Source organism: Mycolicibacterium sp. MU0050 (assembly GCF_963378085.1).
Taxonomy (GTDB): Bacteria; Actinomycetota; Actinomycetes; order Mycobacteriales; family Mycobacteriaceae; genus Mycobacterium; species Mycobacterium wendilense.
Window position 1 is genome coordinate 530,515 of the sequence record NZ_OY726395.1, and the last position, 21,418, is coordinate 551,932.

The 21,418-nt window shown below is 68.3% G+C and carries 19 protein-coding genes; 15 read left to right on the top strand and 4 right to left on the bottom strand.

Annotated elements, in window-relative coordinates:
* Window positions 1-143: 143 nt before the first annotated feature.
* Window positions 144-971 carry a crotonase/enoyl-CoA hydratase family protein gene (locus R2K23_RS02440; RefSeq protein WP_396892905.1) on the bottom strand — a complete coding sequence of 276 codons (828 nt, stop codon included), beginning with the start codon at window positions 969-971 and terminating at the stop codon, window positions 144-146.
* A gap of 49 nt (window positions 972-1,020) precedes the next feature.
* Here R2K23_RS02440 and R2K23_RS02445 point away from each other — a divergent pair, with 49 nt between their 5' ends.
* The 3 genes from R2K23_RS02445 (at window position 1,021) to R2K23_RS02455 (ending at window position 5,475) form a co-directional block, all read left to right on the top strand.
* The gene (locus tag R2K23_RS02445; RefSeq protein WP_316513985.1) at window positions 1,021-2,682 is read left to right on the top strand and encodes an acyl-CoA synthetase; all 1,662 of its coding nucleotides are present in this window, start codon (window positions 1,021-1,023) and stop codon (window positions 2,680-2,682) included.
* Entirely contained in the window at window positions 2,683-3,804 is a 1,122-nt protein-coding gene (locus R2K23_RS02450) for an NAD(P)H-dependent flavin oxidoreductase (RefSeq protein WP_316513986.1), read from the top strand.
* 108 nt (window positions 3,805-3,912) lie between these two features.
* Window positions 3,913-5,475 (top strand): acetolactate synthase large subunit, encoded by a 1,563-nt coding sequence (locus tag R2K23_RS02455; protein WP_316513987.1) that lies wholly within the window; start codon window positions 3,913-3,915, stop codon window positions 5,473-5,475.
* A gap of 52 nt (window positions 5,476-5,527) precedes the next feature.
* On the opposite strand, the gene fadD17 is transcribed toward R2K23_RS02455, so the two are convergent.
* From fadD17 to R2K23_RS02470, 3 genes are read right to left on the bottom strand one after another with little or no spacing between them, the layout of a single operon-like run.
* Window positions 5,528-7,102 carry a long-chain-fatty-acid--CoA ligase FadD17 gene (gene fadD17 / locus R2K23_RS02460; protein WP_316517011.1) on the bottom strand — a complete coding sequence of 525 codons (1,575 nt, stop codon included), beginning with the start codon at window positions 7,100-7,102 and terminating at the stop codon, window positions 5,528-5,530.
* 24 nt (window positions 7,103-7,126) lie between these two features.
* Window positions 7,127-8,236, bottom strand: coding sequence for an acyl-CoA dehydrogenase family protein (locus R2K23_RS02465; protein WP_316513988.1), 1,110 nt, complete (start codon window positions 8,234-8,236; stop codon window positions 7,127-7,129).
* Between the two features lie 18 nt (window positions 8,237-8,254).
* On the bottom strand, window positions 8,255-9,436 hold the full coding sequence (locus R2K23_RS02470) for an acyl-CoA dehydrogenase family protein (protein WP_316513989.1): 1,182 nt from the start codon (window positions 9,434-9,436) through the stop codon (window positions 8,255-8,257).
* Window positions 9,437-9,617: 181 nt separating this feature from the next.
* Between R2K23_RS02470 and R2K23_RS02475 the strand changes: the two genes are divergently transcribed.
* The 12 genes from R2K23_RS02475 (at window position 9,618) to R2K23_RS02530 (ending at window position 21,399) form a co-directional block, all read left to right on the top strand.
* Window positions 9,618-9,809 (top strand): ferredoxin, encoded by a 192-nt coding sequence (locus R2K23_RS02475; RefSeq protein ID WP_316513991.1) that lies wholly within the window; start codon window positions 9,618-9,620, stop codon window positions 9,807-9,809.
* Between the two features lie 12 nt (window positions 9,810-9,821).
* The gene (locus R2K23_RS02480; RefSeq protein ID WP_396892908.1) at window positions 9,822-10,751 is read left to right on the top strand and encodes a 3-oxoacyl-ACP reductase; all 930 of its coding nucleotides are present in this window, start codon (window positions 9,822-9,824) and stop codon (window positions 10,749-10,751) included.
* Window positions 10,752-11,024: 273 nt separating this feature from the next.
* Complete coding sequence (locus R2K23_RS02485) at window positions 11,025-11,789, top strand: MlaE family ABC transporter permease (protein WP_316513992.1); 765 nt, start codon at window positions 11,025-11,027, stop codon at window positions 11,787-11,789.
* Complete coding sequence (locus R2K23_RS02490; protein WP_316513993.1) at window positions 11,786-12,628, top strand: MlaE family ABC transporter permease; 843 nt, start codon at window positions 11,786-11,788, stop codon at window positions 12,626-12,628. The genes R2K23_RS02485 and R2K23_RS02490 overlap by 4 nt, the downstream gene beginning before the upstream one ends.
* Window positions 12,629-12,632: 4 nt before the next feature.
* Window positions 12,633-13,832, top strand: coding sequence for an MCE family protein (locus R2K23_RS02495; protein ID WP_316513994.1), 1,200 nt, complete (start codon window positions 12,633-12,635; stop codon window positions 13,830-13,832).
* On the top strand, window positions 13,832-14,872 hold the full coding sequence (locus R2K23_RS02500; RefSeq protein WP_316513995.1) for an MCE family protein: 1,041 nt from the start codon (window positions 13,832-13,834) through the stop codon (window positions 14,870-14,872). Before R2K23_RS02495 ends, R2K23_RS02500 begins: the two co-directional genes overlap by 1 nt.
* The gene (locus R2K23_RS02505) at window positions 14,856-15,917 is read left to right on the top strand and encodes an MCE family protein (protein ID WP_316517015.1); all 1,062 of its coding nucleotides are present in this window, start codon (window positions 14,856-14,858) and stop codon (window positions 15,915-15,917) included. Before R2K23_RS02500 ends, R2K23_RS02505 begins: the two co-directional genes overlap by 17 nt.
* Window positions 15,914-17,326: an MCE family protein gene (locus tag R2K23_RS02510; RefSeq protein WP_316513996.1), complete on the top strand. Its 1,413-nt coding sequence runs from the start codon at window positions 15,914-15,916 to the stop codon at window positions 17,324-17,326. Before R2K23_RS02505 ends, R2K23_RS02510 begins: the two co-directional genes overlap by 4 nt.
* Window positions 17,326-18,522, top strand: coding sequence for an MCE family protein (locus R2K23_RS02515; protein ID WP_316513997.1), 1,197 nt, complete (start codon window positions 17,326-17,328; stop codon window positions 18,520-18,522). Before R2K23_RS02510 ends, R2K23_RS02515 begins: the two co-directional genes overlap by 1 nt.
* Window positions 18,522-20,204 (top strand): MCE family protein, encoded by a 1,683-nt coding sequence (locus R2K23_RS02520; RefSeq protein ID WP_316513998.1) that lies wholly within the window; start codon window positions 18,522-18,524, stop codon window positions 20,202-20,204. Before R2K23_RS02515 ends, R2K23_RS02520 begins: the two co-directional genes overlap by 1 nt.
* The gene (locus tag R2K23_RS02525; protein WP_316513999.1) at window positions 20,204-20,905 is read left to right on the top strand and encodes a mammalian cell entry protein; all 702 of its coding nucleotides are present in this window, start codon (window positions 20,204-20,206) and stop codon (window positions 20,903-20,905) included. Before R2K23_RS02520 ends, R2K23_RS02525 begins: the two co-directional genes overlap by 1 nt.
* Complete coding sequence (locus R2K23_RS02530) at window positions 20,905-21,399, top strand: mammalian cell entry protein (protein ID WP_316514000.1); 495 nt, start codon at window positions 20,905-20,907, stop codon at window positions 21,397-21,399. The genes R2K23_RS02525 and R2K23_RS02530 overlap by 1 nt, the downstream gene beginning before the upstream one ends.
* Window positions 21,400-21,418: the final 19 nt, after the last annotated feature.

Genomic DNA, 21,418 nt, shown 5'->3' on the forward strand with positions numbered 1-21,418 from the left:
GCCGCGGACCGCGCGCCGAACCAGCAGGTACGGCCAACCGTGCCTGCCACCGCGAGACTGCGTATTCCTCCGCCCCAGCGGCGTGTTGCGGACGAAACCGCAGGGTCGAGCCGGAGGTGGCCGGCGAAGAAGCCCCGGCCGGATCACTTCATCTGGAAGTTCGGCTTGCGCTTCTCGGCGAACGCGCGGGGGCCTTCCTTGGAGTCCTCGGACAAGAACACCGGGATGCCGTTCTTGGTATCGGGGATGAAGGCCTCGTTCTCGTGCATGCCCTCGGTCTCGCGAATGGTCTTGAGGATGGCCTGCACGGCCAGCGGCCCGTTGTTGTTGATGGTTTCGGCGATCTCGAGCGCCTTGTCCAACGCCGAACCGTCCGGCACCACGTGGCCGATCAGGCCGAACTCCCGGGCTTCCGCGGCGGTGATGTGTCGGCCGGTCAGCAGGATGTCGCACGCGATCGTGTAGGGGATCTGCCGGACCAGGCGCACCGCGGAACCGCCCATCGGGTACAGGCTCCACTTGGCCTCCGACACGCCGAATTTGGCGCTCTCGCCGGCGACCCGGATGTCGGTGCCCTGCAGGATCTCGGTGCCACCGGCGATCGCGGCGCCCTCGACGGCGGCGATCAACGGCTTGGTCAGCCGGCGGCCCTTGAGCAGGCCGTCGATCCGCGTCGGGTCGTAGCCGGCCTTGAAGGTGTCCCCGGGCGCCTGCTTGTTGGCGTTCTTCAGGTCCATGCCCGCGCAGAACGCGCCGCCGGCGCCGGTCAGGATGCAACTCCGGATCTCCGGATCGTTGTCGACACGGTCCCAGGCCTCGACCATTATCGAGAGCATCTCGCCCGTCAGGGCGTTCTTGCGCTCCGGCCGGTTCATCGTGACGATCAACGTGTGTCCGCGCTGCTCAACCAGCGCGTGAGGCTGTTCGGTGGCGCTCTCAGCGTCGCTCACGAGGGACCCGCCTTCCTGCATCTTTGTCAGAAACTTGTCTCGAAATGTAACACGTTCTAGTTTAGGAGCCATGGCCCTCAACATCGCTGATCTTGCCGAGCACGCCATCGACGCTGTGCCGGACCGGGTCGCCCTAATCTGCGGCGACGAACAGCTGACCTACGCCCAACTCGAGGAGCGCGCCAACCGGTTGGCGCATTACCTGCTCGACCAGGGCGTGAAGGAGGACGACAAGGTCGGCCTGTACTGCCGCAACCGCATCGAGATCGTGATCGGGATGCTGGGCATCGTCAAGGCCGGCGCCATCCTGGTGAACGTCAACTTCCGCTACGTCGAGGGCGAACTGCGCTACCTGTTCGACAACTCGGACATGGTGGCGCTGATCCACGAGCGGCAGTACTCCGATCGGGTGGCCAACGTGCTGCCGGAGACGCCGAACGTCAAGACGGTGCTGGTGGTCGAGGACGGCAGCGACGGCGATTACCAGCGCTACGGCGGCGTGGAATTCGAGACCGCGCTGTCGCAGGGATCGCCTGAACGGGACTTCGGGCCGCGCAGCCAGGACGACATCTACCTGCTCTACACCGGCGGGACCACCGGCTTCCCCAAGGGCGTGATGTGGCGCCACGAGGACATCTACCGAGTCCTGTTCGGCGGCACCGACTTTGCGACCGGGGAGCCCATCGCCGACGAGCACGGCCTGGCCCAGCAGGCCAAGGACAATCCGCCGATGATCCGGCTGCCCATCCCGCCGATGATCCACGGCGCCACGCAGTCGGCCACCTGGATGGCGCTGTTCACCGGCCACACCGTGGTGTTGACGCCGGAGTTCGACGCCGACCAGATCTGGCAGCTGATCCACGACCACAAGGTCAACCTGCTGTTCTTCACCGGTGACGCGATGGCGCGGCCGCTGCTCGATTCGCTGCTCGCGGCCCAGGCCGCCGGCAAGGAGTACGACCTGTCCTCGTTGTTCCTGTTGGCCAGCACCGCGGCGCTGTTCTCGACCAGCCTCAAGGAGAAGTTCCTCGAGCTGCTGCCCAACCGCATCATCACCGACTCGATCGGCTCCTCGGAGACCGGCTTCGGCGGCACCAGCATCGTGGCCAAGGGCGAGTCGCACACCGGTGGCCCGCGCGTCACCATCGACAAGAACACCGTGGTGCTCGACGACGACGGCAACGAGGTGCAACCTGGTTCGGGCGTCCGGGGCGTGCTCGCCAAGCGAGGCCACATTCCCGTCGGCTACTACAAGGACGAGAAGAAGACCGCGGAGACGTTCAAGACGATCAACGGCGTGCGTTACGCCATCCCCGGCGACTACGCCGAGGTCGAGGCCGACGGCAGCGTGACCATGCTGGGCCGTGGGTCGGTGTCGATCAACAGCGGCGGCGAGAAGATCTACCCCGAGGAGGTCGAGGCCGCGCTCAAGGGGCACCCGGACGTGTTCGACGCGCTGGTCGTCGGCGTCCCCGACGAGCGGTTCGGCCAGCACGTCGCCGCGGTGGTGCAACCCCGCGAGGGGACGCGGCCGTCGCTGACGGACCTGGACGCCGTCGTCCGCGCCGAGATCGCGGGCTACAAGGTGCCCCGCAGTCTCTGGCTGGTCGATGAGGTGAAGCGGTCCCCGGCGGGCAAGCCCGACTACCGCTGGGCCAAGGAGCAGACCGAGGCGCGCCCCGCCGACGAGGTGCACGCCAACCATGCGGCCACACAGGGAGCGAAAACCTAAATGCGTACGGAACTTTGCGATCGGTTCGGCATCGAATACCCGATCTTCGTCTTCACCCCGTCGGAGAAGGTCGCGGCCGCGGTCACCCGCGCCGGCGGCCTGGGCGTCCTGGGGTGCGTGCGGTTCAACGACCCCGACGACCTCGAGAACGTCCTGTGCTGGATGGACGAGAACACCGACGGAAAGCCGTACGGCGTCGACGTCGTGATGCCCGCCAAGGTGCCCACCGAGGGCAGCGCCGTCGACATCAACAAGCTGATCCCGCAGACCCACCGGGACTTCGTCGACAAGACGCTGGCCGAACTCGGCGTTCCGCCGCTGTCCGAGGACAACGACCGCAACGAGGGCGTGCTGGGCTGGCTGCACTCGGTCGCGCGCAGCCACGTCGACGTCGCGCTCAAGCACCCCATCAAGCTCATTGCGAACGCGCTGGGCTCCCCGCCCAAGGACGTCATCGACCAGGTGCACGCCGCCGGCGTTCCCGTTGCGGCCCTTGCCGGTTCGGCCAAGCACGCGCTGCGGCACGTGGAGAACGGCGTCGACATCGTCGTCGCGCAGGGCCACGAAGCCGGCGGACATACCGGTGAGATCGGGTCGATGGTGTTGTGGCCGGAGATCGTCGACGCCCTCGACGGCAAGGCCCCGGTGCTGGCCGCCGGCGGCATCGGTACCGGCCGCCAGGTGGGCGCCGCGCTGGCGCTGGGCGCGCAGGGCGTGTGGATGGGCTCGGCGTTCCTGACGGCCGCCGAATACGACCTCGGGGTGCGGCTGGAGTCCGGCCGCTCGGTGGTGCAGGAGGCCATGCTGAAGGCCACCTCCGCCGACACCGTGCGCCGCCGGATCTACACCGGTAAGCCGGCCCGGCTGCTCAAGAGCCGCTGGACCGATGCCTGGGACGCCGAGGGCGCCCCCGAGCCGTTGCCGATGCCGCTGCAGAACATCCTGGTCAGCGAGGCGCATCAGCGGATGAGCGAATCCACCGACCCGACCACGGTCGCAATGCCGGTCGGACAGATCGTCGGCCGGATGAACGAGATCCGGCCGGTCGCCGACATCATCGCCGAGCTGGTCAGCGGGTTCGAGGACGCGTCCAAGCGGTTGGACGCCATCCGCGAGGGCTGACCCCGCGACGCCGGTCGCGGCGTCGTCGGCTGGGCTAGAGTCGACCACGATGACGGCCGACGAGCTACAGGGTTTCCGGGTCTGCATCGAACCCGAGGTGAGCCGACCGTGAACGGTGCCCGGACCCTGCTGTCGACGCTGGTGGACGAGGGCGTCGAAGTCTGCTTCGCCAATCCGGGCACCTCGGAGATGCATTTCGTGGCCGCCCTGGACGATGTCCCCGAAATGCGCAGCGTGCTGGCGCTGTTCGAGGGCGTGGCCACCGGTGCGGCCGACGGCTACGCCCGCATCGCCGACAAGCCGGCCGCGGTGTTGCTGCACCTGGGGCCGGGGCTGGCCAACGGGCTGGCCAACCTGCACAACGCCCGTCGCGCGCACGTCCCGATGCTGGTGGTCGTCGGCGACCACGCGACCTACCACAAGCGCTACGACGCACCGCTGGAATCCGACATCGAGGCGCTGGCCGGCAGCGTCTCGGGCTGGGTGCACCGAACCGAGAACGTGGCCGACATCGCCGCCGATGCCCGTGCCGCGGTGGCGGCCGGCCGGTCCGGGGTGGTCGCCACGCTGATCCTGCCCGCCGATGTGTCCTGGAACCAAGCCTCGATACCTGATGCGGGGCAGTCGATCTCGTCGACCCGCGGCGCGCAGCGCGACGACGGCGCGGTGCGCGCCGCGGCCGAGGTGCTGCGCTCCGGCGCCCGCACAGTGATCCTGATCGGGGGCGACGCGACCCGGATCGCGGGGCTGTCGGCCGCGACCAGAATCGCGGCGGCCACGGGCGCCCGCGTGCTCTGCGAGACCTTCCCCACCCGGCTGCAACGCGGGGCCGGCGTGCCCGCGGTCGACCGGCTGGGCTACTTCGCCGAGGCCGCCGAGGCGCAGCTGGCCGGCGCGCAGCATCTGATCCTGGCCGGTGCCGCGTCGCCGGTGTCGTTCTTCGCCTACCCGGGCAAGCGCAGCGACCTCGTTCCCGACGGCTGCCGGGTGCACACCCTGGCCGAATATGCCGGAGCCGCAGCGGCGTTGGAGCAACTGGCCGACGAGCTGGCGCCGGGCACCGAGGCCGCCGTGGCGCCGCCGGGACGCCCCGAGATGCCGAGCGGCCCGCTCACCGCGGTGTCGGTGTCGGCCGTCGTCGGCGCGATGTTGCCCGAGCGGGCCATCATCGTCGACGAGTCCAACACGGCCGGCGTCACCCTGGCGGCCGGCACGGCCGGCGCCCCCGCGCATGACGTGCTGACGCTCACCGGTGGGGCCATCGGTTACGGGATGCCGACGGCGGTGGGCGCGGCAATCGCGGCCCCGGATCGCCCGGTGCTGTCGCTGCAGGCCGACGGTGCCGCGATGTACACCGTCTCCGCGCTGTGGACGCAGGCACGGGAACAGTTGGACGTCACCACCGTGATCCTCAACAACGGGGCCTACGACATCCTGCGGATCGAACTGCAGCGCGTCGGAGCCGAAGCGGCCACCGACCCTGGACCCAAGGCGCGTGATCTGCTCGACATCGGTCGTCCCACAATGGATTTCGTGCAGCTGGCCCAGGGGATGGGAGTCCCCGCCCGCCGGGCTACCACCGCCGAGGCGCTCGCCGCGGCGCTGGCGTGGGCGTTCGAAGAGCCCGGCCCGCACCTGATCGAGGCCGTGATCCCGTCGCTGCTCGGTTAGACAGGTCCGAATACTGCGCCGAGATCGACGAAATGCCGGAAACCACTCGCACTTATCGGCCCAAAGGTGAGTTTGGGCGGGGGATGGGGAGGACCGGGTCGGCGCAGTCGGTGCCCTCGGCGCTCAGCTGCCGCTTGAGCACCTTGAAGGTCTCGGTGCGTGGCAGCGCGGTGCTCAACCGGAGCTGGGACGGCCACTGCTTGGGTCCCAGATCGCCTTGCCGGCTGAGGAACTCGACGAAGTCGTCGACGTCGAACGCATCGACGTCCGGTAGTACCAGGGCCGCCATCACCTGATCGCCGACGGCCGGGTCGGGAATCGGATATACCGCGACCTCGGTGACCCCCGGGTAACGCATCAGGATCCGCTCGATGGGCGCGGTGCCGAGGTTCTCCCCGTCGACCCGCATCCAGTCGCCGAGGCGGCCGGCGAAGTACGCGAAGCCCGCCTCGTCGCGGTAAGCCAGGTCGCCGCTGTGGTACATGCCGCCGGACATCCGCTCGGCCTCGGCCTCCGGATCCCGGTAATAGCCGCGGAACTGCCCGGGACCCGCGGTGTTCACCAGCTCGCCGATGACGCCCGGTGGGCAGGGATCGCCGGTCTCGACGTCGACGATGTCGATGCCGCCCACCAGGGGGCCCAGCGCGCCGTCCGGGGTGTCGGGGGTACGGGCGATGGACACCCCGCCCTCGCTGGATCCGAAGCCGTCGACCACCTGGACCGCGAACCGCTCGGCGAACCGGGTCAGGTCGCGCGGCGCGCCCTCGTTGCCGTAGGCCACCCGCAGGGGGTTGTCGGTGTCGTCGGCGCGCTCGGGGGTGGCCAGGATGTAGGACAGCGGCTTGCCGACGTAGTTCGCATACGTGGCGCCGAAGCGGCGGGTGTCGGGGATGAACTGCGACGCGGAGAACTTGCGCCGCAACGCAATCGAGGCCCCCGCGGCGACCGCCGGCGCCCATCCGGCCATCACCGCGTTGGAGTGGAACAGCGGCATCGACAGATAGCAGGTGTCGGCGGCACCCAGGCCGAAGCGCTCGGCGAGCATCACGCCCGGCACCGCGACCTTCTCGTGCGTACAACGCACCGCCTTCGGGTCGCCGCTGGTTCCGGAGGTGAAGATGAGCATGAACAAGTCGTCGGGGTCGGCCTGCCGGAAGGCGACCGGTGCGCCCCGGTGGCCCGCCAGTTCGGCGGCGAAATCATCGGATTCGACGTCCACGACCGAAAGTCCCGCCGCGGCGTCGCGTCCGCTGGAATCGACGAGCACCAACTGGCAGTCGGCCTTGTCGATGTCGCGCTGCAGCGCCGCCCCGCGCCGGGTGGGATTCAATCCCACCGGGACGATGCCGGCGAGCGCCGCGGCGACCAGCACCGTGCCGAAGAACGGCGTGTTGCCGAGCAGCACGCCGACGTGCCGCGGGGCGTCCGGGCGCAGGCGGGCGGACAGCGCCGCGGCCAAGTCGGCACCCGCCTGGATGTGCTCGCGCCAGCTCACGAACGACACAGGCGCGTCCGGGTCGTCCCCGGAGTACACCCCGCGGTCGTCGACCTCGGCCAGCGCGGCCAACAGCCCCGACACCGTCGCGCGATTCTGGCGTGATCCGCCACGGTCACCGTGTGCGATCACGCCCAAATCACTGGTGCTCACGGATCAGGTGGGGGTCTCGGCCAGTTCGCCGCCAATGGCCAACAACTGGCCGGTGGCGCTGCCGAGGGCGAACTCGGTCTGCTTGGCGGCCAGGAAGTACCGGTGCACCGGGTGGTCGATGTCGATGCCCACCCCGCCGTGCACGTGCACCGCGGTGTGCGCGACCCGGTGTCCGGCCTCGGCTGCCCAGAAAGCGGCGCTACGCAGGTCCACCGCGGCCGGCAGGTTCTCCGAGAGCCGCCACGCGGCCTGGGTCAGCGTCAGGCGCAGGGCCTTGACGTCGATGTAGCCGTCGGCCAGCCGAGACGACACCGCCTGGAAGCTACCGATCGGGCGGTCGAACTGCTCGCGTTCCCGGGCGTACTGCGCGGTCAGCTCCAGGGCGCGGTCGAGGACTCCGAGCTGATAGGCGGTCAGCCCCAACAGTTGCCGGGCGGTCAACCAATCCAGGACCTCCTGGCCGACCGCGACATCACCGACCAGACGATCGGAGTCCACGGGCACGGCCTGCAGTTGCAGGTGTCCGACGCTGCCGCGGCCGGTGGTGCTCAAGGCGGTGACCGTGACACCGGGATCCTGGGCGGAGATCAGGAACACCGCGGTCCCGGACTCGGTTTCGGCCGGCACCAGGAACGCCTCGGCCGAGGCGGCGTAACCCACCTGCGTGCGGGCGCCGGTGAGCTGGTAGCCGGCACCGTCGGAGTGCGCGCGGACGGGGCCCTGGCCCATCTCCGCGGCCAGCGCCACGGTGAGCACCTTGCTGCCGGCGACGGCGGGTTTGGCCCACTGTTCCTGCAGCGCAGTTGATCCGAAGGCAGCCAGCGCCCCGGCGGCCAGCAACACCGAATCCAGATAGGGGACCGCGGCCAGCTGCCGGCCCAGGGCCTCCAGCACCGCGGTCTGCTCGAGCACCCCATAGCCGCCGCCGTCGAGACTCTCCGGCGCCGCGGTCGAGAGCACATCGGCCTCGGCCAGCTTGGCCCACAGGTCCTTGTCAAACCGTTCCTCGAGCCCGTCGAGCATCCGCTGATGTTCGGGCGTGCAGACGGATTCGGTGATGGTGCGAACCAGGCCGCCGAGGTCGTCGGCGGCTTCCGGCCAGGTGAAGTCCATGTGAATCCCTGCTTTCCGTTAGCGGTTGACCCGGGGCAGGCCGAGCGCGACCATGCCGATGATGTCGCGCTGAATCTCGTTGGTGCCGCCACCGAAGGTGAGGATCAGGCAGGACCGGTGCATGCGCTCGATCCGACCCCGCAGCAGCGCCCCCGGTGTGTCGGTCCGCAACGTCGCCGAGGTCCCCAGCACCTCCATCAGCAGGCGGTAGGCCTCGGTGGCCAGTTCGGTGCCGAACACCTTGGCCGCAGACGCGTCCGCCGGTGATGGCGCCGCGTCCTCCGACGAGGCCAGCTCCCAGTTGATCAGCTTCAGGACCTCGGCCTTGGCGTGCACGCGGGCCAGGTTCAGCTGGACCCACTGCGAATCGATCAGCCGGTTGCCGTGCACGTCCTTGGTGTTCTGGGCCCATTCCCGGACGCCGTCGAGCGCGACGAAGATGGGCTGCGCCGACACCAGGGCGACGCGCTCGTGGTTGAGCTGGTTGGTCACCAGCTTCCAGCCGGCGTTCTCCTCGCCCACCAGGTTGGTGACCGGCACCCGGACGTCCTGGTAATAGGTCGCGCTGGTGTCGACCCCGGACATGGTGTGCACCGGCGTCCACGAGAATCCCTCGGCGGTGGTGGGCACGATCAGCATGGAAATGCCCCGGTGCTTCTTCGCCTCGGGGTTGGTCCGCGCGGCCAGCCAGACGTAGTCGGCGTAGGCGATCAGGCTGGTCCACATCTTCTGGCCGTTGATCACGTACTCGTCGCCGTCGCGCACGGCCGTGGTGCGCAGCGCGGCCAGGTCGGTGCCGGCGCCGGGCTCGGAGTAGCCGATGGAGAAGTGCAGGTCGCCGGCGGCGATGCGCGGTAGGAAGAACTTCTTCTGCTCCTCGGTGCCGAACGCCATGATGGTCGGCGCGACGCTGTTGATCGTGAGGAACGGGACCGGGACGTTGGCAATGGCGGCCTCGTCGTTGAAGATCAGGCCGTCCATCGGGGGTCGGGCCTGACCGCCGAACTCCTTCGGCCAGGACAGCGTGAGCCAGCCGTCCTTGCCCATCTGCGCGACCGTTTCGCGGTAGACGTTGCCGCGGCCCATTTCGCCGTCGTTCGACGCCAGCGCGTCGGCGCGCTCGGGCGTCATCAGTTTGGTGAAGTACGCCCGCAACTCGCGGCGTAGTTCCTCCTGCTCCGGGGTGAAGCCGATCCGCATGCGCGCTCCCTCGCGTCTCGGGCGGTCCGCTGAGTGTGGACGACCCGTTTACCGCATCGGTTGTAACACGTTCTAGTCTTGGGGTCCACAACGGTGCAAGACTGACCCCAGGGCCCAGGGGTCCTATTCTGATTGCGAGCCAGTCGGACCAGCCCCTGAACAGGAGTGGGAGGAGATTGTCATGCGGGTGCACATTGACCGCGACCGATGTGAAGGTAACGCGATCTGCGTGGGCATTGCCCCGGACCTCTTCGATCTCGACGACGACGAGTACGCCGTGATGAAGGTCGACGTGGTGCCTGCCGACCAAGAAGAACTCGCCCAGCAGGCGATCGCGGAGTGCCCGCGCGCCGCGCTGAGCCGGGAAGACTAGAGGTATTCGTAAGTGACATCGAACGTGACGCAGGATTCGGCCGCGTTGGACCTGTCCGGGAAGGTCGCCGTGGTGACCGGCGCCGCGGCCGGCCTGGGTCGCGCCGAGGCCATCGGTCTGGCGCGGTCCGGGGCGACGGTCGTGGTCAACGACATCGCCAAGGCGCTCGACGCTTCCGATGTGCTCGACGAGATCGCCGCGGCCGGTAGCAAGGGCGTCGCGGTCGCCGGTGACGTCAGCGCGCGCTCCACCGCCGACGAACTGGTGGCCACGGCCGACGGTCTGGGCGGGTTGAGCATCGTCGTCAACAACGCGGGCATCACCCGGGACCGAATGCTGTTCAACATGTCCGACGAGGACTTCGACGCTGTCGTTGCGGTGCATCTGCGCGGCCATTTCCTGCTCACCCGCAATGCGGCCGCCTACTGGCGGAACAAGGCTAAGCAGTCCGAGGACGGGAAGGTCTATGGCCGCCTGGTGAACACCTCCTCGGAGGCCGGGCTCGGGGGTCCCCCGGGGCAGGCCAACTACGGGGCCGCCAAGGCCGGCATCACCGCCCTGACGGTCTCGGCCGCGCGGGGTTTGAGCCGGTACGGCGTGCGCGCGAACGTGATTTGCCCGCGGGCCCGGACGCCGATGACGGCGGAGACGTTCGGCGCGGCGCCGGACCTCGCCGACGGTGAGGTGGACAGCCTGTCGCCCGAGCACGTCGTCACGCTCGTGCGGTACCTGGCAGCGCCTGCGTCCGAAGCGGTCAACGGGCAGGTCTTCATCGTTTATGGTCCATCTGTGGCGCTGGTGGCGGCGCCCGTGCTGGAACAGACCTTCAGCGCGACGGGTGACGCGTGGGATCCCGCAGCGCTGGGTGAGGCGGTGGGGAGCTACTTTGCCGACCGGGATCCCGATCGGATGTTTTCGTCCGTGGGCCTCCTCGACGACTGACGCCGCCGACCGGGTGGAGTGAGGAGATCTGCGGTTAGAACACGTTCTAGAATGGTGTTCGTCACAATCGCTGTGACCTGGACAAATTCAAGGATTATGTCTCATTATCGGAGCTTTGACACTGCGAACACGTTCTAGTTACTATGATCCGTCTCACTGGGTAGGCCTCTGCCCCAGGGATGAACACGGAGGTCGGGACCGCGTTTGCGCGGTCTTCGCCATGGTTGTAAACGGACGTCGGACAAGCCATCTCGAGCGAGAAGGGAACCCAGGTTGATCGAACAGCTCGCGGTTCCGGCTCGGGCCGTGGGCGGCTTCTTCGAAATGTCGATCGAAACCTTCCGGACGATGTTCCGGCGCCCGTTTCAGTTCCGGGAGTTCCTCGACCAGACGTGGATGATCGCGCGGGTCTCGCTGGTCCCGACGCTGCTGGTGTCGATCCCGTTCACGGTGCTCGTCGCGTTCACCCTCAACATTCTGCTGCGTGAGATCGGCGCGGCCGACCTCTCCGGCGCCGGCACGGCCTTCGGCACCGTGACCCAGTTGGGCCCGGTGGTGACCGTGCTGGTGGTTGCCGGCGCCGGCGCCACCGCCATCTGCGCGGACCTCGGCGCGCGCACCATCCGCGAGGAGATCGATGCCATGCGGGTGCTGGGCATCGACCCGATCCACCGACTGGTGGTGCCGCGCGTGCTCGCCTCGACGTTCGTGGCGCTGTTGCTCAACGGACTGGTCTGTGCCATCGGGCTGGCCGGCGGCTACGCGTTCTCCGTCTTCCTGCAGGGCGTCAACCCCGGGGCGTTCATCAACGGGCTGACGGTGCTGACCGGCCTGCCCGAACTGCTGCTGGCGGAGGTCAAGGCGTTGCTGTTCGGCGTCGTCGCCGGCCTGGTGGGCTGCTACCGCGGGCTGACCGTCAAGGGTGGCCCCAAGGGCGTCGGCGTCGCCGTCAACGAGACCGTCGTCTACGCCTTCATCTGTCTGTTCGTCATCAACGTGTTGATGACGGCCATCGGCGTGCGGGTGCTGGAGTCATGAGCTACGACGCCACGCTGCGCTTCCGACGATTCGTCGCCGGGCTGCCCAAGACTTTCGACAGCTTCGGCGAGCAGGCGCTGTTCTTCGGCGAATCGCTGCGCTACATCCCCAACGCGCTGAACCGTTACCGGCGCGAGACGGTGCGGCTGATCGCCGAGATGACGATGGGGACCGGGGCCCTGGCGATCATCGGCGGCACCGTGGGCGTCGCGGCGTTCCTGACGCTGGCCTCCGGCGGCGTCATCGCGGTGCAGGGCTACTCGTCGCTGGGCAACATCGGTATCGAGGCCCTGACCGGGTTCCTCTCGGCGTTCCTCAACGTTCGGGTGGTGGCGCCGATCGTCGCGGGTATCGCGCTGGCCGCCACCATCGGGGCGGGTACCACCGCCCAACTCGGGGCGATGCGGGTCGCCGAGGAGATCGACGCCGTCGAGTCGATGGCCGTCCACTCGGTGTCCTACCTGGTCTCCACCCGGCTCATCGCCGGGCTGATCACGATCATCCCGCTGTACTCGCTGGCCGTGCTGGCGTCGTTCTTCGCCGCGCGATTCACCACGGTGTTCATCAACGGGCAGTCCGCGGGCCTCTACGACCACTACTTCAACACGTTCCTGGTGCCGACCGACCTGATGTGGTCCTTTCTGCAGGCCATCGTGATGTCGGTCGCGGTGATGCTGGTCCACACCTATTACGGCTACAACGCCTCCGGCGGACCCGTCGGCGTCGGCATCGCCGTCGGCCAGGCGGTGCGCACCTCGCTGATCGTCGTCGTCGTCATCACCCTGTTCATCTCACTCGCCGTCTACGGCGGGTCCGGCAACTTCAACCTCTCCGGGTAGCGGCATGGCAGACGGCAACGCGAATCGGGTCCACGTCCGGGTGGCGGCCGCGGTGATGGCCGCCATCCTGGTGGCGGCCGCGGTGTTCACCTACCTCGGCTACAGCGCCGCCTTCACCGCCACCGACGACATCACGGTGATGTCGCCGCGCGCGGGCCTGGTCATGGAGCAGGACGCCAAGGTCAAGTACCGCGGCATCCAGATCGGCAAGGTCAGGAAGATCGAGTACGAGGGCGAACAGGCCAAGCTGACGCTGGCCGTGGACCGCAGCCAGCTGCGGTACGTGCCGTCCAACGCGCACGTGCAGATCGCCGGCAACACCATCTTCGGCGCGAAGTCCGTCGAGTTCACCCCGCCGGAGTCACCCGAGGGCCCGATGAAGCCGGGCGCCACCGTGCGCGCCTCGGCCGTCCAGCTCGAGGTCAACACGCTGTTCCAGAAGCTGACCGAGGTGCTGCACAAGGTAGACCCGGTGAATCTCAATGCCACCCTCTCGGCGCTCGCCGAGGGTCTGCGCGGCAACGGCGATGACCTCGGGACCATGTTGGCCGGCCTGAACAGCTATCTGGGACAGCTCAATCCCAAGCTGCCGACGCTGCAGGCCGACATCGCCCAGGCGGCCACGGTGGCCGACATCTACGCCGACGCGGCGCCGGACCTGGTTCGGGTCTTCGACAACGCGCCCGCGCTGTCCGCGACGATCGTCGATCAAGAGACCAACCTCAACGCGAGCCTGTTGGCGGCCACCGGCCTGGCCAACAACGCCTACGACACCCTGGCTCCGGCGTCCGAGGACTACATAGCCGCGATCCAGCGGCTGCGGGCGCCGGCCAAGATGCTCGGCGAGTACTCTCCGGTCTTCGGATGCCTGCTGTCGGCGATGGTGACCGCCGCGGACCGGTTCGGCCCCATCATCGGTGGCACCCGGCCGGGCCTGTTCGTGTCGTCGAACTTCCTGCCCGGCTCGCCGGCCTACACCTACCCGGAGAGTCTGCCGGTGGTCAACGCCTCCGGCGGCCCGAACTGCCGTGGCCTCCCGGACATTCCGAGTAAGCAGTTCGGCGGCTCCTGGTTCCGGTCGCCGTTCCTGGTGACCGACAACGCCTACGTCCCGTACCAGCCGAACACCGAGTTGCAGTTCGACGCACCCTCGACGTTGCAGTTCCTGTTCAACGGGGCCTACGCAGAGCGGGACGAGTACTGATGGGACAACGGGCAGTTCTGGCCAAGGTCAGCGTGTTCACCGTCGTGATGTTGATGGTGGCGGCCGGCCTGGTGGTCGTGTTCGGTGAGTTCCGCTTCGCCTCCGGCCACACCTATCACGCGAACTTCGACAACGCGTCCCGGCTCAAGTCGGGCCAGGACGTCCGCATCGCCGGTGTCCCGGTGGGCACCGTCAAATCGGTGGAACTGGCCGAGGACAACAGCGTCGACGTGACGTTCGACGTCAACAAGCGCTACCAGCTCTACACCTCGACGCGGGCGCTCATCCGGTACGAGAACCTGGTCGGCGACCGCTACCTCGAGATCACCTCGGGCCCCGGCGAACTGCGCAAGCTGCCGCCCGGCGGCACCATCATCCGGGAGCAGACCGACCCGGCGCTCGACCTCGACGCGCTGCTCGGTGGTCTGCGGCCGGTGCTCAAGGGGCTCGACGGCAACAAGGTGAACGAGGTCAGCAACGCTGTCATCGAACTGCTGCAGGGGCAGGGCGGCGCGCTGTCGGAAATGTTGTCCAGCACAAGCTCGTTCACCACCGACCTGGCCGCTCGCGATCAGTTGATCGGCGACGTCATCACCAACCTGAACACGGTGTTGGCCACCGTGGACGAAAAGGGCCAACAGTTCGACAAGAGCGTGGACCAGCTGCAGCAGCTGATCAGCGGGCTGGCCCAGAACACCGACTCGATCGCCGGGGCCATCCAGCCACTGGCGTCGGCCGAGGCCGACCTGACCGAGATGCTGGAGAACGGCCGTCGGCCGGTGCAGGGCGTGATCGAGAACCTGCGGCCGCTGGCGAGCAAGATCCACGAGCGCGAGTCGGACGTCAACGACGTCATCGAGCCGCTCGCCGAGAACTACCTGCGGCTCAACGCCCTTGGCGCCTACGGATCGTTCTTCAACGTCTTCTACTGCTCGGTCCGGCTGAAGATCAACGGCCCGGCCGGCAGTGACCTCTTGATCCCGTTCGGCGGACCGCCGGACCCGTCCAAGGGGAGGTGCGCTCCTGTCAAGGACAACTGACGAGTCCAACCCGCTGCGGACCGGCATCTTCGGCATCGCCGTGGTGGCGTGCCTGGTACTGGTGTCGTTCGGCTACACCAGCCTGCCGTTCTGGCCGCAGGGCAAGACTTACGACGCATTCTTCACCGACGCCGGTGGCATCGCCCCCGGTGACGATGTGAACGTTTCCGGCATCAAGGTCGGCCACGTCAACTCGGTGAGCCTCGCCGGCAACGCGGCGAAGGTGACTTTCACCGTCGACCGCAAGATCCGGGTCGGCGACCAGACCCTGGTGGGCATCAAGACCGACACGGTGCTCGGCCAGAAGTCGCTGGACGTCACGCCGTCCGGCGGCGGGGAGGCCACCACTATTCCCTTGGGGCGCACCACCACTCCGTACACCCTCGGCTCCGCGCTGCAGGACCTCGGGGCCAACACCCAGGCCCTGGACAAGCCGCGGTTCACCGAGGCGCTGCAGACGCTCACCGACACCCTGGCCGACGCCACCCCGCAGCTGCGCTCGGCGCTTGACGGCGTCACCGAGCTGTCCCGCACCATCAACACCCGTGACGAGGCGCTCGGCGAGCTGCTTGGCCACGCCCAGTCGGTGTCGAAGACGCTGGCCGAGCGGGCCGGACAGGTCAACCAGTTGATCGTCGACGGCAACCAGTTGTTCGGCGCGCTCGATCAGCGCCGCGCGGCGCTGGCCAGTCTCATCGCCGGGATCGACGATGTGTCCGTTCAGATCTCGGGCTTCGTTGCCGACAACCGGAAGGAATTCGGTCCGGCCCTGAGCAAGCTCAACCTGGTGCTGGAGAACCTCAACGAGCACCGCGACCACATCAGCGAGGCGTTGCGACGGTTGCCGCCGTACGCCACCGCGCTCGGCGAGGTGGTCGGTTCGGCTCCCGGCTTCCAGATCAACCTGTACGGTCTGCCGCCGGCCACCATGTCCGAGGTGCTGCTGGACGCCTACTTCCAGCCCGGCAAGCTGCCCGACAGCCTCAGCGACTATCTCAAGGGCCTCATCTCGGAACGGCTGATCGTGAGGCCGAAGTCACCATGACAGATACCTCGACTACTCGCCGGTCCGGCCGACGTGGACTGCTCATCGGGCTGGTCATCGCCCTGGTGGCGGTCCTGGCCGTCGGCCTCTACGCGCTGTGGCCCGGCCGCTCCACCTACAAGGTGGTCGGGTTGTTCTCCACTGCGGTGGGGCTCTACCCCGGCGACGACGTGCGCGTGGTCGGCGTACCGGTGGGCAAGATCGACGCCATCGAACCCCGCGCCGGCGACGTCAAGATCACCATGTCGGTCGACGACGACGTCAAGATTCCCGCCGACGCGCACGCGATCATCATGTCGCCGAACCTGGTGGCGGCCAGGTTCGTTCAGTTCACGCCGGCCTTCGATGCCGGCGGTCCGGACGCCGGCGGCCCCGTACTCGAAGACGGCGCGACCCTCGGCTTGGACCGCACCGGGGTGCCCGTCGAATGGGACGAGGTCAAGGACGAGCTGACCAAGCTGTCGCAGGCCCTGGGCCCCGGTGAGGACGGCCTGCAGGGCCCGCTCAGCGAGTTCGTCGACCAGGCCGCGACCACCTTCGACGGCAACGGTGACTCGTTCCGCAACGCGTTGCGGGAGCTTTCCCAAACCGCCGGCCGGCTCGGTGATTCGCGCACCGACCTGTTCGGTACCGTGCGCAACCTTCAGGTCTTGGTCAACGCGCTGTCGCAGAGTAACGAGCAGATCGTGCAGTTCTCCGGGCATGTCGCCTCCGTGTCGCAGGTGCTCGCGGAAAGCTCGGTGGGACTGGACAACACGCTGGGCACGCTGAACCAGGCGCTCAACGACGTCCGCGGCTTCCTCGACGAGAACAACGAGACGCTGATCGGCACCGTCGACCAGCTCACCGAGTTCACCAATCTGCTGACCGCGCAGAGCGACGACATCGAGCAGGTCCTGCACGTCACCCCGAACGGCCTGGCCAACTTCTACAACATCTACAACCCGGCGCAGGGGACCGTCGGCGGCGTGCTCTCGCTGCCGAACTTCGCCAACCCCGTCCAGTTCATGTGCGGCGGCACCTACGACATCGGCGAGATGGCCGGCGCCGACAACATCAAACGCTCGGAGATCTGCAAGCAACGTATGGCCCCGGTCCTGCGGCGCATCACGATGAACTTCCCGCCGGTGCTGTTCCATCCGATCAACAGCATCACCGCCTACAAGGGCCAGATCATCTACGACACCCCGGCCACCGAGGCCAAGGCCCGCACGCCCATCCCGTACCTGCAGTGGGAGCCCGCGCCCGGCGTCACCCCGCCATCGATCCCGCCGGGCACCACCCTGGGTGACCTGGTGTTGCCGCCGCCGGCCGTTCCGGGACAGATCTCGCCCGGCCCCGGCCACGCCCCGGGCACCCCGCCCGGTGCGCCCGGCCCCGCGCCGGGCCCGACAGGGGATGGTGGCTGATGGTCGCTACACGGAACAGGAGAACTGCGTTGCGTAGCAACGGATGTCGGGCGTTGGCGTTGGCCTCCGGCGTCACGCTGCTGGCCGGTTGCTCGTTCGGCGGGCTCAACTCGGTCAACATGCCCGGCACCAAGGGGCACGGCTCGGGCTCGTACACGATCACCGTCGAACTCCCCGACGTGGCGACGCTGCCGCAGAACTCGCCGGTCATGGTCGACGACGTGACCGTGGGCAGTGTCTCCGGAATCGAGGCTGTGCAGCGGCCCGACGGCAGCTTCTACGCGGCCGTCCAGCTGTCGTTGGAACCCGAGGTCGATCTGCCCGCCAACGCGACTGCGCAGGTGGCCCAGACGTCACTGCTGGGTTCGCAGCACATCGAGTTGGCCGCCCCGCTCACCGATCCCGACGACGCGCGGCTCGCCGACGGCGCGCACATCCCGGAGAGCCGGACCGGTCGCTATCCGACCACCGAGGAAGTGCTTTCCTCCCTCGGTGTGGTGGTCAACAAGGGCAACCTCGGTGCCCTGCAGGACATCACCGACGAGGTGTACGTCGCCGTCGCCGGCCGCACCGGCAGCTTCGCCGGGCTGGTTCCCCGGCTGGCCGAACTCACCGCCTCGCTGCGGGACCAGACCGAAGAAATCCTGGCCGCGGCCGACGGACTGAACCGGTTCGCCGCGACCCTGGCCAACAGCAAGGACAGCCTGGGCCGCACGCTGGACACGCTGCCGGTCGCGCTGGAGGTGCTCAACCGCAACCGCGCCAACATCGTCGAGGCGTTCACCGCGCTCGGGCGGGTGGGCACGGTGGCGGCCGAGGTGCTCGCCAAGACGAAGACGGACTTCGCCGCGGTGTTCAAGGATTTCTATCCCGTGGTGCGGGCGCTGGCCGAGAGCGCCGACGATCTGGTGTCGGTGTTGCCGTTCGCGCCTACGTTCCCGTTCCACGCCGACTATCTGCGCAACGCGGTGCGCGGCGACTTCCTGAACGTGTACGCCACCTTCGACCTCACGCTGCGCCGGTTCGGTGAGTCGATCTTCACCACGTCGCCGCTGGATCCGAACATGAAGCACATGTCGGAGGTGCTCAACCCGCCGGAGTTCCTGACCGGTCAGCTGGCCAACCTGTCGGGCCAGGCCGCCGACCCGTTCAAGATCCCGCCGGGCGATGTGCCGGGCGAGGAGGCGCCGCGCTGATGCTTGACCGTCTATCTCGTATCCAGCTGATGATCTTCTCGATCGTCACCGTCCTCTCGGTCGGTGCGATCGTCCTGTTCTACCTGCAGCTGCCCGCCAAGCTCGGTATCGGCTCCTACCAGGTCGATGCCAATTTCGTTGCCGGCGGCGGCATCTACAGCAACGCCAACGTGACCTATCGCGGCGTGACCGTCGGGCGGGTCGACGGCGTCGGGCTGACCGACAACGGCGTCGTCGCGCACATGCGGCTCAACAGCAACACCCCGGTGCCGGAGAACGTCACCGCCACCGTGAAGAGCGTCTCGGCGGTCGGCGAGCAGTACATCGACCTGGTGCCGCCGGAAGATGCGTCGGACACCATGCTGCGCAACGGGTCCAGCATCGGGCAGGACCGCACCTTCATCGGCCAGGACATCGCCGGGATGCTCAACGAAGCCGACGCGTTGGTCAGCAGCATCAGCAACAGCCGGCTGCAGGACGTGCTGCGGGAAACCTTCAAGGCGTTCAACGGATCCGGTCCCGAACTTGCTCGGGTCATCGAGTCGGCGCGTGGGCTGGTCGACGAGGCCAACGCCAGCTACGGCCAGACCGAGGCGCTCATCGACCAGCTGGGGCCGGTGCTGGATGCGCAGATCCGCAGCGGCGACGACATCAAGTCCATTGCCGACGGCCTGGCCCGGTTCACCACCGAGCTGAACAACGCCGACCCGCAGCTGCGCGAGGTGCTCGCGACCACCCCCGGGGCCGCCGACTCGGTCAACACGGCGTTTTCCGGAATTCGACCCAACTTCCCGATGCTGGCCGCCAACCTGGCCAACTTCGGCCGGATCGGGGTGATCTACAACAAGTCCATCGAGCAGGCGCTGGTCATCTTCCCGGCCCTGATCGCAGCGCTGATCACCGTGGCCGGCGGCGTCCCGATGGACGAGGGCGGCAAGCTGGACTTCAAGATCGACCTCGGCGATCCGCCGCCGTGCTCGGTCGGCTTCCTCTCGCCCGACACCATCCGCTCACCGGCCGACGAGACGGTCCGGGATCTGCCGACCGACATGTACTGCAAGGTCGCCCAGAACGACCCCATGGTGGTCCGCGGCGCGCGCAACTACCCGTGCATGGAGGTCCCGGGCAAGCGGGCGCCCACGGTGCAGCTGTGCCGGGACCCGAAGGGCTATGTGCCGATCGGCAGCAACCCGTGGCGTGGGCCCCCGATCCCGTACGACACCCCGATCGAGGACGGCCGGAACATCCTGCCGCCCAACAAGTTCCCTCTCATCCCACCCCAGGCGGACTACGATCCGGGGCCGCCGTCGGTGCAGCTGCCGCCGGGCGTGCAGCCCGGCCCGGGCCCGGCGCCGCATGCGCCGTTCCCGTTGCCGACGCCGCCGAGTGACCCGGGCATCCCGCCGGCGTGGCCGTTCTTCGCGCCGCCGGATCACTACGTCCCGCCGTATGGCCGCCAGGCCCCGCCGCCGCCGGGGGAGGCGCCGCCGCCCGGGCCAGGCCCGCTGCCCGCGGAGGCCCCGATCCCGCAGGCCGCCGGACCCGCCTACGCTACGTATGATCAGAACGGAAAATTCGTCGATCCCACCGACGGGGACACCGGGGTGCTGGCCGCCGCCGACGTGAACCATCGTCCCGCGGAAAACTGGGTCGAACTGATGCTGGACCCGAGGCAGGTGTAATGGCGGAACAACCGACTTCGACGCCCGACCCGGCGCCGAAGCCGGTTCGACGGCGTGCTTCACGGGCTGCGGGGCCGACCTCCGAGCCGGCCGCCGCCACGACGATCACCACCCGCGTCGAGGCGCCGAGCACCGTGAAGGCACCGTCACCGGCCGTCGGCGCCGGCCCCCCGGCACGCAGGCAGCCGCATCGACGCGCGGTCGCCCTGATCGCCGCCGCGGTCGCCGTGGTGTTGTTGGCCCTGCTGGGGACCGCGACCGCGGTGCTGCAGGCGCAGAAGAACGCCGCGGACGCCACGGCAGAGCGCGAGCAGCGCTTCGTCGACGCCGGCAAGCAGACCGTGGTGAACATGTTCTCCTACACGCCGGACACCATCGACGACAGCGTGAACCGCTTCGTGGACGGCACCAGCGGACCGCTGCGCGACATGATGAGCCAGAACAACAACGTCGAGAACCTCAAGGCGCTCTTCCGGGACACCAACGCCACCTCGGAGGCCGTGGTGAACGGCGCCGCGCTCGAGGACATCGACGAGCTGCGGGCCAACGCCTCGGTGCTGGTCGCGGTGCGCGTCACCGTCACCGACATCGACGGGGTCAACAAGCCGTCCCAGGCCTACCGGCTGCGAGTCATCGTGCACGAGGACGACGCGGGCCGCATGACGGGCTGGGATCTCAAATACCCCGACGGGGGCAACTGATGGGACGAACGAGCAGGGCACTGCTGGCGGCGTTGTCCGTCGTCGTCACCGCGGCGATCGTCGGGCTGGGCGGATGGTTCGGCGGCCTGTACTGGGACCGCGTCGAGACCACCGGGGCCCAGAACACCCGGTCCGAATTGGCGCGCCTTGCCATCGAGCAGGTGCCGCAGGTGTTCGGCTACGACTATCAGACCGTCGAACGCAGCCTCACCGATGCGTCCCACCTACTCACGCCCGATTACCGCCGCGAGTTTCAGGACCGCTCGGCGAAGGACATCATCCCACAGGCGCGCGAGCGGCAGGTGGTCAGCCAGGCCCACGTCGTCGGCGCCGGGGTGTTGGAGGCCAGGCGGCTTTCCGGGTCCGTGCTCGTGTTCATGAATCGGACGGTCACCGACAAGTCCAAGCAGTCGGTCTACGACGGCAGCCGCCTGCGCGTCGACTACCAGAAGGTCGACGGCAAATGGCTGATCAACTACATCACGCCCATCTAGGGGCCTTGGGGTAGGCCAC